Source organism: uncultured Imperialibacter sp. (genome assembly GCF_963974565.1).
GTDB classification, from domain to species: domain Bacteria; phylum Bacteroidota; class Bacteroidia; order Cytophagales; family Cyclobacteriaceae; genus Imperialibacter; species Imperialibacter roseus.
Genome location: NZ_CAXBCJ010000001.1, coordinates 184,245 through 197,926 on the forward strand (window position 1 = coordinate 184,245; position 13,682 = coordinate 197,926).

The following is a 13,682-nucleotide window of genomic DNA, read 5'->3' on the forward strand; positions in this document are numbered from 1 at the left end:
CCCGTTTGCAACGGGTAGGAATGAGACTGGCGGTTTTATCGCCCTTCCAACCAGGCCTTATAAAAATAAAGCCTTGTCTGTTTTAAATAAGGAATACAACTTAGGGGTTATGAGTAATAGACGCAGCTTTCTTCAACAAGCCTCCAAAAGTGCTATCGGTATCTCCGCCATACCATTTCTATCAACTGTACCAGCTTCCTTCCAATTCCCAACAGCAGACGGCGAGGCCTACTGGGCCGAATTGAGAAAAGCCTTTCCGCTACAAGACAAGCGGGTCTATTTCAACAACGGGACCTTTGGCCCCTCGCCAACTCCAGTACTCGACACCATTAAAAAGTACCTCGATGAAACCAATGGTACCGGCGAATACGGCCATACCGACAAAGCAAGAGAAGTGCTGGCAGCCTATGCCGGCGTAAAAACGGAAGAGCTCAGCCTGACACACAACACCACCGAAGGAATCAACATCGTTTCCTGGGGATTGCCGCTCAAAGCAGGAGATGAAGTCATCGTTACCCTGCACGAGCATGTCGGTAACGCACTCCCCTGGCTCAACCGGGCCAAACTGCACGGCATTGTACTTAAGCCATTCGAACCGGGGCTCACGGCGGACGAAAACTTAAGTAAAATAAAAGCATTGGTGACAACCAAAACCAGGGTTATTGCCGTCCCCCATATTACTTGCACCACCGGCCTTGTGCTGCCCATCAAAGAGATTGCTGCCTGGGCCCGAAGCAAAAGCATTTTCACGGCTATTGACGGAGCGCATGGTGCAGGTACTTTCAACCTGAACCTGAAGGAGTTCGGCTGCGATTTTTATGCCACTTCCTGCCACAAATGGATGCTTGGACCGAATGGCGCCGGATTTCTTTATGTAAGGGAAGAATTGCTCGACACTTTACAAGTCTATCAAGTCGGGGCCTATTCCGACACCGGCTGGGATTTGTACAGTAACCCGCCCAGTATGGCGACCTATGTTCCCACTGCCCATCGCTACGACTACGGTTCCCAAAGTACACCTATGTACATGGGTGCTGCAGCTTCAGCCGATTTCCACATGTCGGTAGGCAAACAAAAAATAGAGGAAAGGGTACGGGAATTGTCGAGCCTTCTTTTCGACGGGCTTTCGGGACTCAAAACAAAGCTCGACATCCTTACCCCTGCCGAAAAGCAGTCGAGGATCTGTATGGTTACATTCAAACCGAAAAACATTGGCTACAGGGAGTTCAATAGCCTGGGTGCCAAAGCAGGCTTCCGTCTGCGGGTAGTGCCCGAAAGCCATCTCGACGCCATCCGGGTATCGACGCATATCTACAACTCGAAAGCGGAAGTGGAAAGGTTTGTGGAATTTGTTGGCGAAACGCTTTAAGAACGGAAAGGTCGGAAGACCGAAGACGGAAGACCGCACGAAGAAGGCGTCGGCACGGTAGCATTGGCTATCGGCGAAGGAAACCGTCAGACGTCTGGGATGCTGATTGGCGTCTGACGGCCCCTCCCTTTTACCCTCTTGCCGTACCTACGCCTGTCATCCCATCTTTGCTGCGAATAATGGGTATTTGGTACATCGTTGTCCAATACCCAATTCCTCAACTCTCCAAATCCTCACTCCTTGCAAACGAATAAAGAAACGGCGCTTTGTGTGCTCCTCCATTGTACAGCTTCTCATGGCGTACCAGCAGGTCCGACGCCAGCAACTTCCGCTGGAAAGTGGTGCGGCGCAACTTTTCTCCAAGAATGGCCTCATACACCGACTGTAGCTCTTTCATGGTGAATTTCTCGGGTAGCAGGTTGGTCAGCTTGTGATCCAGGTTTTGCCTGAGTGTTTGAAGTGCTTTGTCGACAATTTTTTGATGATCGAGTATCAGCACAGGCAAATTGTCTACGTCATACCATGTACAAGAATCTGAAATGGCGTCCGGCCGGGGCACCACCTGCTTGTAGTCGATGAGTGCGTAGTAGGCCACCGAAATGAAACGGTCGAGCAGCCAGTGGTTGTCGGGCACCTTGTCGTTGAGGCCTTGCATGATCGTTTTCATCACCTCCGGTTTGAAGCGAGCCATGTCGCCAAAGGTGTAGAACTGTTCCAGAAAAATGTCGTCTAGTCCGGTCCGCTCCTTGAGCCCTCTTCGCACTGCATCATTCAGCGCCTCATTGGTTCTCACAAAGCCCCCTGGCAGTGCAAACAGCCTGGTATTGTGATACTCCATGATCAGGATTTTCAGCTTGTCGCCAGAGAAACCGAAGATCACCGAGTCGTAAGCAATATGAGGAAGGAATTCCTTTGGGTTCATTTGAGCATTGAGAGTGTAAAATGCGTGCCACCAGCCCGGCTGCAGCCCTCGCCGTGTGCACCACAGGACCACAACGCTGATTCATCACTCCCAATAATTGACAATTAATAGGAGTTATCCAAAAGTTCTTTTATTATTGTTACAAATTGAGACAATAATAAAACACCTACTTACATATGAAAAAACTCACCTTACTCATGGGGTGGCTATGTTTGATCAGCGCTACAACCATGGCACAGAAAAACAATAGTTTTCCCGTACAAGCAAAAACTGAAAATGGCACCATCGAAGGCAACTACGATGTGACTACCAGCTTATCAATGTACTTCGGCATCCCCTTTGCCAAACCACCTGTTGGTGACCTGAGGTGGAAAGCGCCGCAGCCTGTTGACAACTGGAGTGGTGTGAAGCAAACCAAGAAATTTGGCCCACGTGCCGTGCAGGCAGCGGTGTTCGGCGACATGAACTTCCGTTCCGACGGCATCAGCGAAGACTGCCTTTACCTGAACGTGTGGTCACCCGCTAAAGCCAAAGAAACCGGCCTCCCCGTCCTTGTTTATTTCTACGGCGGCGGCTTTGTAGCTGGCGATGGCTCTGAGCCACGCTACGATGGAGCCAGCATGGCCAAGAAGGGCATCGTAGTAGTTACCGTTAACTACCGCCTGGCCATCTTTGGCTTCTTTGCTCACCCCGAACTGAGCGCTGAGTCGCCTTACAAAGGCTCTGGCAACTACGGGCTGCTTGACCAAAATGCTGCCCTCAAATGGGTACAGAAAAATATTGCTGCTTTTGGTGGCGACCCTAAGAAGGTAACTATTGCAGGTGAGTCAGCAGGTTCTATTTCGGTGAGTGCACAAATGGCCTCTCCCCTCTCCAAAAACCTGATTGCCGGTGCCATAGGCGAAAGCGGCGCTGCTATCAATCCAACCCTGGCTCCTGTGCCATTGGCTGAGGCTGAAAAAACAGGACTTGAGTTTGCGCAAAAAGCTGGTTACCCAACACTGAAAGAACTGAGAGCTCTTAGCACCAAAGAAGTATATGAGATTTACCAGGCATCCAGACGTTTTGGGTTCCCGACAGTCATTGATGGGTATTTTTATCCTAAAACCATCCCTCAGATTTTCAATGCCAAGGAGCAGGCCATGGTGCCTTTATTGCTGGGCTGGAATTCTGCAGAAATCCCTGGCATGGCCTTTATGCAAGGCAAGCCCTACAACGAAGAAAGCTATGTGGCAAAGGTGAAAGAGGCCTATCCTGACACCCACAGCGAAGTACTCAAGCTGTATCCTCATGGCTCAGAAAAAGAGATCGAACTTTCGGCCACAGCCCTGGCATCTGACAGATTCATTTCCTACAGTACCTGGAAGTGGTTTGACCTGCACAGAAAAAATAGCAACCAGCCGGTGTATCGCTACCTGTTCAGCAGAGTGAGACCCCCGCTAAGAGACCAAACGCTTGCTTCAGGTTTGGCGGGCGGCACTGTGAAGAAAGATGAAAATGCACCGAAAATGCCAGAACCAGTTGGCGCTTCCCACGCCTCAGAAATTGAGTACTGCATGGGCAACCTTTACCTTGTCGACGACTATGCCTGGACGCCCGACGACTTCAAAGTGTCAGAAACCATGGAAAACTTCTTTGCCAATTTCATTAAAACCGGCAACCCGAATGGTGAAGGCGTGCCCAACTGGCCAGCTGCCGAAGCCAAAGACACGACGCCTCCAGTCATGATCATCGATGTAGAGTCCAAAGCAGTAGATGCGAAAGACGACGCCAGGTACGTGTTTTTAGACAAGGCTTACAAAAACTGATACTGTTGATAGCACCAAAAAGGCCCTGAAAAAATCAGGGCCTTTTTTTAAAAAATCCTTCAACCGTTACACTCCAACTGCCCCAATCTCTTCCCAGAGCAAATTTCCAGCGTAGCGGCGAGCAACCATACCCTCATCATCCATCGCCAGCAGGTGAATCCACTCGTTGTCACACAAGTTCCGTACTGCACTGTGTTTTTCAAGCACAGCGTCGATAGCCTCGGTGGGGGCTTCGATGATCACATTGAGCCTGAGTGGCTCATGCTGATAGTTTTTGCCATCGTGCACTGACTGGATAGGAAGACCAACCCTCAGGTCTCCTGAGAACCCTTCTAACACACCAACACCACCGGTTACGTTATGGAGCGTCTTATTTCCGGAACCAAAATTTTTATTGTCCACCGTGGAAGCAAAATACTGCAAGTTGATCCAGCTGGTGACCACCATGGGAGCAGTCATGATCAGCTCGAGCACCTTAAATCCCTCGTCTTTCTTCCAGTCATAAGAATGAAGGAAGCTCCTGCCCTGCAGGTCAAGGTCTTTTGTTCTGAACCTGGGAGCGACGACAAAAGCTGAACATCCTGCCAGGCCCCATTCAGGGCGAACCTGCGACCAATCCTTGCTTCTTCTCATGATAGCATCATCCACACTTCCTTTGGTAGTCATCCGAAGAGCTCGTTCGGTGCGTGAAGCATGGCCAGCTTTTGCCAGCGAAGTTTTCAGTTCTTCCAACTCATTTGCCCGACTAACTGGCACTTCTTGCTCATTGAAAATCGTTACTTCATCCGTAGTGGTATCGTGCAGACAGCAAAGAAAAACAGTAGTGTCCGGTATGTGAATGTTTTCAGCCTTCAGTAATTGCCTCACCTGTCTATCATTTAGTACCGCAGCAGCAACTTTGGCATTGGGCTCTCCGCTCCGCCCGCCGCAGGCACCACAATCTAATCCACTTGCATGCGGGTTGTTGACAGTAGTGGCTCCATGGCCAACTATTAGCACAAACGGGGCAAAATCGCTCGTGAGCGACATCGCATTTAAGGCATTTTTCGCCACCTGAACACGCTGTTCCAGTGGCATACCTGCTCCCACATTGCCGTGTGTCGCCACATTCAGACTAGCTCCTTTGAGCTTCATATATTTGCCCTTTAATCCTACATGATCAGGATGAGGAACCGGACGGCTGAGCCCAAAGCTGTCTGTGAAGAGCTTGGGTAGATAGGACAACCCCAGTGGACTCACAAAACTAAAACAAGTGATGGCTCCTGACCTGAACGACTTCCATATGTGCTGCACCTGGTGTTTCAGCGTTCTGCTTTTTCGTGCCTGCTCATGCGTTTTCTTATCAGGAATTTCTTCCAAAATGGTGGCGCCTGTCGTAATAAGAACCGGGCATTGGGCTACTCCCTGATCGTGTGCTATGGGCACATAATTGATAGGAAAAGCAAAGAATCCGGCAAACCCGATTGTATCTATCCCCTGGTCTACCAGCTCCAGGTTCCGGCGATACACTTCTGATCGGACATCGATACAGAATATGGCCTGTGCCTTCACCTGGGAAGCTGATAGGCTCTTTATTGCTTTTGGTTCTTTGAATTTTTGAATGATCTCTCGCTGCGCTGCCTGATCAAAGGCCCCTTGTAAAATTAGTTTTTGTGTTAGTTGTTGATTGATTTCTGATGGCGTCGATGTCAACACCATTGATTTTTTGGCTGTCAACCATTTTACCCTAAGCTTTGGACTATCGAGGGCTTGGAAAAGACATGCTTCCCAGCAAAGTAAAACGATGAGAAACTCCATCAATTTACCGTCTTTACCCCCATTCAGTTCGCTTTCCCAATCCAATCTTGCGGCAAAGGCCGACCAGCCACCCACACTCAACAGCAACCGATGCAGATAAATGGGCAACATATTTGCCTGCATCTCCAGGATTTGAAGTGCGGAATCCATGGCTTTAACAGGGTCGCCCGGCAACGATTTGGCTGCTTTTCTGAAGCCCTTCAGTCCCATGATATCTGTTGTATTGTCAACTTCAGCTTCAAATTTCCAGGCCGGAAAAAGAGCTGCTTGTTGGTCAGCAGCGGCCCAGCTTGCCTGCCCGTCGTCAAAATACGATGCCGCCCAGGTGGACATCCTTGACGTAGCAAACCGATTCCAGTCCTTTCCGGTAACCTGGGTAGCCACGTCCGCCAGAGTCGCTACTGTGGAAACTCCCGTTGTCTCGTCGGTGGCATTTTCAATGAGAGCAATAAAGTCGTCGACTTTTGTTTTCTCTTTTGATTTTTTGGACAAAACCGATTGCAGATCACTTCGGGTGATTCTTCCTTCTTTGATTTTCTGAAGGTAGAAGGATAGTGGTAGCGCCATTTGAATACCACCTATTTTCGCCAGGGTTTGGGCGGTGCTTTCAAATGTTTGATCAGCGTGACCCAAGTATGGATTTACAGCTACAAAGTTTTCCAGAGGCCAAACTGGTGCAATCTTTTTGCAAGCCTCACGTAGCACCTTGAGATGCTCACTACTACTCATATTCACTGTAGTCATTTGATTTTGGTATGTCATATTTATCTATATCAGGTTTTATGGTTAAATCTCTCTTACCTATGAGGAAGTTTTTATACTACGTTCAACTCTTCTTCCTGCTCGTTAATTTTGGCCCCATAAGCTTCAAATCGATTGAGTGGACGCTGAGTTAAAGGCCGTGAATCGTCCTGCGGCAAAATGCGCAATGAGCTGATCAACCTATCGAAGACGGCATTGGCATAGAATCCATTGCGGAAATGAATGGCAAAGGCATAATAAGAGGTATTGTGGGGGATTTTAGGAGAAACCATTTGAATGACTACAGCGGATGCAAAGACCAGAAGTAACAAGCCGGTCAGGATCATTGCACCCAATCCAGGAGTTGAAACTTCCGGAACCTGGTTCAGAAGAAGGTAATGAATGGCTGACTCAAGTGTGAAGAAAGCAAGCGTAACGAGCAAGGCAAGCGATATGGCATGAAACATCAGAGCAGGGTTTCTTTTCGCTTCAATCGCTGATACAAATATCTTCGCCAACCCCATAGTGATCACAGCTCCAATCGCAAGCAGCGAAAAGTCTTTCGCAGGGTTAATGCCCCACAAAATGGCGAAGCCTGAATAAAGAGCTAAAGCCAACCAAAGTCCTAATGCAATGGCCCAGGGGTTTCCAGAGCCGCTTGGCTTAGCTATTTTTGACATTTTCAGAAGGTCAACGGCGCTGCCGGAAGAAAGAAAAGAATGCGCTTTGTAAAATGAATGAGCCACAAGGTGAAGCATGGCTGCCGGGTACACGCCCATGCCACATACCATGAGACTAAATCCCATATGTGCAACGCTTGAGTAGCCTAAGGCTGTTTTCACAGAGGGTTGTGTCAAGTAGGCTACAGAGGCAAAAAGCGCTGTGATTCCCCCAACAGCCATCAAAAGAAGTGGTGCCGCCGTGCTGGCATCCATTACGTAGGCCATTCGGATGATCAAGAAAGGGCCAGCATTTAAGAGGCCGGCATGCAACAAGGCTGAAACCGGCGTGGGTGTTTCCATTACTTCAATCAACCATCCGTGAGTTGGAAACTGAGCAGATTTCAATATGGCTGCCATCGCTAAAAATATCGCAACAACTTCTACCCCCTCCCAAGGTGACGCAGAGGCACTGACACTTCTAATAGAAGTGAAAATAGTTTCAAGGTTACCCGACCCGAACTGATTGTATAGGATTACAAATGCCACGAGAAGACAAACATCTGCCAGCCTGGCTACTATAAATTTCTTTCTTGCAGCGATAATGGCACCAGCCCTGTGGTTGTAAAAGACCAAAAGCCTGTGCAGTGATACGCTGGTTAAAACCCAAGCCACAAATAGAAGAGCAAGGTTGCCAGCCATTACCAGTAGCTGCACCGATGCAATGGTAGCCGCAAGCCTGCCAAGGAAGGCGCCCTGGCGCTGGTCTCCATCCAGATAGTTAATACTGAATTTAAAGATAACAAACCCCAGCAAAGCAATCATACCCACCATGATGGCACTCACAACATCAAGGCGAAGACTAAAGCCTAAGTCGTACCAACCAACTAAATCGGTCTGAAAAAGGCCATCCTGGAAAACGATGTAACCGCACATAGCAGCCGCCATGATGCTTATCATAGTAGAGGCTGCGCCAAGTCGTCGGGTTAACGTGGGATAAATCCCCGGTTGAAACCATGAAGCCAGGGCCGTTGCTACAAAAGCAGCGGGGGGAAGCAAAGCAAACGCAATAAGAAAGTTATATGGCATAATATATCTCGATTTGGTTTGAGTGACTTAGATTAGATAATTTCAATTGAAATGGTCGACGAAACTCTCAAAGACCGGCCATCTTCCCGGGCAGTTTGAAGTAGTTTTCCTACTTGTTCCTTGTTCTCCTTCAGTGCGTTTAGCCGAGCTAAAGTCGCTTCGTCTTTGGCATCGTAGCGTATTAGCTCACTAAAACTTTTGATCTCATGAAAATTGATATTCCTGGCATACAAATCCTCAATGATTTCTATGGCCTCACTAGCTGAAAACTCACCATTGACCAGCTCAAAATTTTCTTGTTTCTGTTTTTTGATGGGCTCTTCCTGTTCTGTTATCATGTAAATTTTGTTTGATTGATGGGCAAAGTTTGAAAAAGCGTTTAATATATTTTTATTTATATTTGTTATGAAAAGCATAACAAATATTTATGAACTATACCATCCATCAGCTTCAGATATTTTTAAAAGTGGTGCAAACACGAAGTGTGACAAAGGCATCGGAAGAGCTTTTTATGACTCAACCTGCCGTTTCGATTCAGCTAAGAAACCTTCAAGACCAGTTTGAAATACCGCTTACTGAGGTCATTGGACGGCAGCTCTACGTCACCGATTTTGGGAAGGAAGTCGCTAAAATTGCTGAGCGGGTGATTCAGGAATTGGAAAACATCAATTATAAAACGCAGGCTTTTCAGGGTATCCTTACAGGCAAGCTGTCCATCTCATCGGCGTCGACCGGAAAATATGTAATACCATATTTCCTAAGCGGCTTTCTGGATGAGCACAAAGGAATCGACATCGTCCTTGATGTGACCAATAAGAGTCGGGTAATCGAAAGTTTGAAAAATAATGAAATCGACTTTGCGCTCGTGTCTGTGGTGCCGGAAAGGCTGGAAGTAGAGGAAGAGCTGCTGATAGAAAATAAACTCTACCTCATGGGCAACACGCCCGCACGCAATGAAGGCAAACCATTGATTTACAGGGAGGAGGGATCAGCCACCCGGATGGCGATGGAGCACTACTTTGAATCACGTGAAGGCAAGCAAAGAAAACGGATGGAGCTGACCTCCAACGAGGCAGTAAAGCAGGCGGTAATTGCAGGGATAGGTCACTCCGTTATGCCGCTGATTGGCATGCGGCATGAACTGATGAGCAAGGAAATCCACATTTTACCTATGGCGCATCTCCCCATTATCACAAAATGGCGCCTCATTTGGCTAAAGGGGAAAAGACTTTCACCTGTCAGCCAGGCATTCCTTGACTACATCAGGTCAAACAAGCAACACATACTTGACCATAACTTCAGCTGGTATTTGAAATACTGAATGCACTCAAATGGATGCCAGCGGCTGCTATCTGAGAGTGTTATTCTTTGAGGAGTTTCCTTAATCCGGACAGTGTTCGAAAAGGCAGTTCAGCTATTGAATTGTTTGCCAGCCATGGCGGAATATTATCTCCGGGCTCGGAGTGAAATACATAGGTCACTTCTGTTTTCTCGCCGATAGGCTGTAATAAAATGTACCCCTCTGCCTTTTTCATGCGCACTATTCCTTGCTTTTCGGGTAGGTAGTCAGGCATTCCTTTCAGTAAAATTTTTACAACCCCCTGGGCAGACGCTTTAACAGACATCCGGTAAACCATGTCTCTATTACTGTATGACCACGGAAATATGGTTTCAACATAATTGTATTGTGTATCACCCTCTTCCTTTAGGAGTGCCGATGTGTTTGTGTAGCCGTACCATTTAGTATAGTCGTCTGCATTTTTTAGTATTTCTACTATTTCACCCGCCGCTGCATGGATTGTCACAACAGCCTTAAAAGATTTGAAAGCTGACCCTTCTTCTTCTTTAGTATAAACAATGATACCGTCTTTGTTCTTGTCAATTTCCCATGACCGTTGAGCGTGAGATACTATTGACAAGAAACCGAATGCGCTGATCAGCAATATTTTAACTTTCACTGTTTCCGCCGATTAGAGGATACTTTCTTTAGTTTGATACAGCCTGAAGAAGTAATACATGAAAAGGAGCGAAAAAATGAAATCACCGATGATGACTATGAACACCACAGGCCCGGCAAGGCCCGACAGGTAGAACTTTAACAACGAAATGGCAAAGCCAGCTTTACCGATCCCGCCTACTAGGACAATTCCTGTATGTTTCAGTGGATTGTACGCCACTATAGAATAGCCGATAAAATAGACCAGTGTTGTCCCCCATGCCCCTTGATAGATGGCATAGTAAAGCGGATCTGCTAACTCCCGGTTAAAAAAACCATTGAAAGTGAAAGCGGTATTGAAATAGCCAAAAATTGCTCCTATTAGGTTCCATAGTGCTGAAACAACAAATAAGCCTTTGAAAAAACTGAGTTCATTGCTTTCCATTACAATATCGATTTTGGTTAAAATTGAATTGTAAAGTAAGAGTGTCAAAAACAGCTGCGCATTTACATATGTAAAGAAATACTGATTAGAGAGATCGGTTTTTCCTGATTCTACTCAATTGGGTAGGACTAATGCCAAGGTAAGAGGCAATATGGTATTGTGGAATTCGTAATTCAATCCCAGGATAATCCTCCTGCATGATCAAATATCGCTTGTCAGCGTCCAGCATCGCCATCTCGAGTTCCTTTTTCTCATTGCTCAAAAAGTAGTTTTCTGCTATCATTCGTCTCAATCTTTCTATCTCAAAATTCCCCTCGGATACCTTTTCTATTTCATGAAACGAAGCTTTCCAAATTTTGCAATCGGTAAGCGCCTGCTGGGCAACATTGTTCTTTTGCTTGCTGATGAGTGACGCATAGGAGCCGATGATTGAAGGCGCTGAAAAGAAAGTTTTGTTATATTCTTTCCCCTCATTGTTGACGTAAAACGCCCTGACAATGCCGGTTTCCAAAAAGGCAACTTCACTTGCATATTCTCCTGTTTTTATAAAATACGCCCCCTTCTTCAGTTCATCGCAAACAAACATCCCCGCCATCATGCTTATGACTGTTTCAGAAAGTGGGACAGTGCTGTTAAAGAATTTAATAAGGTTCTCCATGATGTTTTGGGCTAGATTGAATATCCTGGGTTTCTGGCTCTCAACGACCAATTCTTATGATCAGTGGAGATTAAAAGCACTAATCTTTCCTCTAGCACTTAGTCATGCCGATGAATAAAATTATACTTTGTGGCGGAGAATCCAAGCCAGCCACACTCAACTAACCTGAACATTCCAATAATTATGAAAATTATTCGCTGCTCATGCTTCGATACGAGGCCATGTCCAAGCATAACGGATAATCAGACTAAGAAGAGCTACTTCTACAACGGCGCCAAACACCATGTGCATCCATGCCTCGCCAGCCAGGTTAAACAACGTATAAGGAATATACACCGTGGCAATAGCGATGTTTGCCCAGCGATTTGCTTTGTCTGGCAAGGCTACGGAAAGGAAAATCATCAGTGCCGGAATTGTCACTGAGGCGAGTGCAAGCAAAAGAAATCCTGGCGTAATATCGAATACAAATACCTTCCCTGTCAGAATACCTTCTACCTTACCAGGCATGTACAGAGCGAAATAATCAACATAAATGTAGAGAAACATAAAGCTCGCCCACAGCGTAGCGAGCTTCAGTTTCAAACTGACTTTGATGTCATGCAGTGTTTCATCTGTATAAAATTTACTTTTTAGCGGCCAGATCGGTCCGCCGAAGCGGGAATAGCCTGTACCATTACGGAATAGATCTTAGTCTGCTGACAGGTTATTCATCGTTCCACGCCGGTCCGTTGGGTAAGGTATTCCTTATGGCTATTTCATGTGTGCTCATAAGTCATCAACTAAAAATTAAACCCAAAGTGAAATCCCGGTTCTCCGAAGATGAACTTGGGCCACTTGTCATCCAACTGTTTAAACCCATCGGGTAGTCTTGTGTGATAAGCACGATGGGTGACGGCAATAGATGGCTGAATAAAAAATTTATCCTTAAAAAGTTTGATGTGATAACCCGCACGGTACGTATTGAAAACCTGAAAGCCATTGTCAATTTTATCGCCGTCCGCATTCACAAAATTTTGCAGCGTAGGCATCACATTAAGCTCGGCATACAAGCCTTTCCAGAAAAATCGCTGATAAGCCACCGATAAGCCAAATTCACGCACATATCCCGGAAATTTTTCTTCATCCTTTCCGTATGCCTTGTTTAGAAACGGGTGAATACCATTTGGCCATGCATATTTCCACGTTTTTGGTTCTAGTGTAATAGCATCTTTTCCTGTAATCCGATAGCCTATGTTGAGTTGAGCAAAGTTGGGTGGGTTTACACGGTCCAAATTGCCTAGAAGAAATACCGTGCTACCAACGAAGTACCGCTTGTAAGTGCTGTCTTGTTTGGCATACTGTGCTTTAACGTGGAGCGTGCTTGTCATCAATGTGACAAGAGCAACGAATAGAATTTTCTTTTGCATTTGAGTCTTTGCTTGTGTTAAACGATATGGAAAAAGTGGATTGGCGGGACACGACAAACCGATCCCTTTGTTTTGGATCGCCTGCATTCAGCCAAACTGCCTTTTTGAGTTCGATGCCGTCAGGGCGGATCAGGTGAAAAAGTATTGGAGTAATGGCCCGACGTGGAGGCTAAAACTTGAATCCAAAATCAAGCCCGGGTTGAATAAAGTAGTTAGGCCACTTTTGTTCAACAGCTGTAAAAGAAGCTGGAACACCGGTTCGTAGAGGCCAGTAACTACATCCGATAGCTGGTTCAAAAAAGAAACGATCCTTGAAAAACTTAAACTGATAACCTAAATAGAAGTCTGTATATAACGTAAAACCGTTTCCAATCTTCTTTTTATCCTCATCCATGTATTTTTCGAAAGCATTCAATACATAAAGAGATGTATAGGCCCCTTTCCACCAAAACCGCTGGTACCCAATTTGAGGAGCAAGTATGCGTGCATGTCCGGGGTAGTTGAGCCCTGGCCCATCAAAATCCGGCCCGAAAGGGATACCTAGTGGCCACGCATACTTAGACTTTTTAAATCTGAATTGAATAACATCTTTAGGTGTAATCCTATACCCTGCATTTATTTGTATATACCCAGGATTGTTAGTGCCATCCAAATTGCCCAGGAGCAGTAGCGTACTTCCAACAAACCATTTTTTATAAGTACTGTCTTGTTTGGCCGATTGAGCTTTGAGTGGTAAGAAGCTTGTCAGCAAAAAGGCGAAGCCAATGACCAGAATTTTCTTTTGCATATCTTTTTTTGGTGAAAATGATGCTGCAAAAGTAGATGGGCAGGTAGCCTCATAACGTTCACTTA

The 13,682-nt window shown here is 46.3% G+C and carries 13 protein-coding genes; 3 read left to right on the forward strand and 10 right to left on the reverse strand.

What is annotated here, in order from left to right; all coding sequences use genetic code 11:
• The first annotated feature begins 109 nt into the window (after nt 1–109).
• On the forward strand, nt 110–1,369 hold the full coding sequence (locus tag AAC052_RS00845) for an aminotransferase class V-fold PLP-dependent enzyme (protein WP_339810186.1): 1,260 nt from the start codon (nt 110–112) through the stop codon (nt 1,367–1,369).
• A 217-nt stretch (nt 1,370–1,586) separates the two neighbouring features.
• Here the strand turns inward: AAC052_RS00845 and AAC052_RS00850 are convergent, their stop codons facing one another.
• Nucleotides 1,587–2,291, reverse strand: coding sequence for an NUDIX domain-containing protein (locus AAC052_RS00850; protein ID WP_339810187.1), 705 nt, complete (start codon nt 2,289–2,291; stop codon nt 1,587–1,589).
• 176 nt (nt 2,292–2,467) lie between these two features.
• On the opposite strand from AAC052_RS00850, the gene AAC052_RS00855 reads away from it, so the two are divergent.
• Nucleotides 2,468–4,099: a carboxylesterase family protein gene (locus AAC052_RS00855; protein WP_317490438.1), complete on the forward strand. Its 1,632-nt coding sequence runs from the start codon at nt 2,468–2,470 to the stop codon at nt 4,097–4,099.
• Between the two features lie 66 nt (nt 4,100–4,165).
• On the opposite strand, the gene AAC052_RS00860 is transcribed toward AAC052_RS00855, so the two are convergent.
• The 3 genes from AAC052_RS00860 to AAC052_RS00870 form a co-directional block, all read right to left on the reverse strand.
• Nucleotides 4,166–6,640, reverse strand: a complete 2,475-nt coding sequence (locus tag AAC052_RS00860) for a DUF2309 domain-containing protein (RefSeq protein ID WP_339810190.1) — start codon at nt 6,638–6,640, stop codon at nt 4,166–4,168.
• Between the two features lie 71 nt (nt 6,641–6,711).
• Complete coding sequence (locus AAC052_RS00865) at nt 6,712–8,385, reverse strand: proton-conducting transporter membrane subunit (RefSeq protein ID WP_339810191.1); 1,674 nt, start codon at nt 8,383–8,385, stop codon at nt 6,712–6,714.
• 32 nt (nt 8,386–8,417) lie between these two features.
• Nucleotides 8,418–8,723: a hypothetical protein gene (locus AAC052_RS00870; protein ID WP_339810192.1), complete on the reverse strand. Its 306-nt coding sequence runs from the start codon at nt 8,721–8,723 to the stop codon at nt 8,418–8,420.
• A gap of 89 nt (nt 8,724–8,812) precedes the next feature.
• Here AAC052_RS00870 and AAC052_RS00875 point away from each other — a divergent pair, with 89 nt between their 5' ends.
• A complete protein-coding gene (locus tag AAC052_RS00875; protein WP_339810195.1) occupies nt 8,813–9,706 on the forward strand; it encodes a LysR substrate-binding domain-containing protein in 894 nt (297 codons plus the stop codon).
• Between the two features lie 40 nt (nt 9,707–9,746).
• Here the strand turns inward: AAC052_RS00875 and AAC052_RS00880 are convergent, their stop codons facing one another.
• From AAC052_RS00880 to AAC052_RS00905, 6 genes are all read right to left on the reverse strand, one after another.
• Nucleotides 9,747–10,343, reverse strand: a complete 597-nt coding sequence (locus tag AAC052_RS00880; RefSeq protein WP_339810197.1) for an START domain-containing protein — start codon at nt 10,341–10,343, stop codon at nt 9,747–9,749.
• 12 nt (nt 10,344–10,355) lie between these two features.
• Entirely contained in the window at nt 10,356–10,766 is a 411-nt protein-coding gene (locus tag AAC052_RS00885) for a hypothetical protein (protein ID WP_339810199.1), read from the reverse strand.
• Between the two features lie 85 nt (nt 10,767–10,851).
• Nucleotides 10,852–11,424 carry a Crp/Fnr family transcriptional regulator gene (locus AAC052_RS00890; protein ID WP_339810201.1) on the reverse strand — a complete coding sequence of 191 codons (573 nt, stop codon included), beginning with the start codon at nt 11,422–11,424 and terminating at the stop codon, nt 10,852–10,854.
• Between the two features lie 201 nt (nt 11,425–11,625).
• Nucleotides 11,626–12,006 carry a DUF6326 family protein gene (locus tag AAC052_RS00895; RefSeq protein ID WP_339810203.1) on the reverse strand — a complete coding sequence of 127 codons (381 nt, stop codon included), beginning with the start codon at nt 12,004–12,006 and terminating at the stop codon, nt 11,626–11,628.
• Nucleotides 12,007–12,203: 197 nt separating this feature from the next.
• Nucleotides 12,204–12,830, reverse strand: a complete 627-nt coding sequence (locus tag AAC052_RS00900; protein WP_339810205.1) for a hypothetical protein — start codon at nt 12,828–12,830, stop codon at nt 12,204–12,206.
• Nucleotides 12,831–12,999: 169 nt separating this feature from the next.
• Nucleotides 13,000–13,617 carry a hypothetical protein gene (locus AAC052_RS00905; RefSeq protein WP_339810207.1) on the reverse strand — a complete coding sequence of 206 codons (618 nt, stop codon included), beginning with the start codon at nt 13,615–13,617 and terminating at the stop codon, nt 13,000–13,002.
• Nucleotides 13,618–13,682 lie beyond the last annotated feature (65 nt).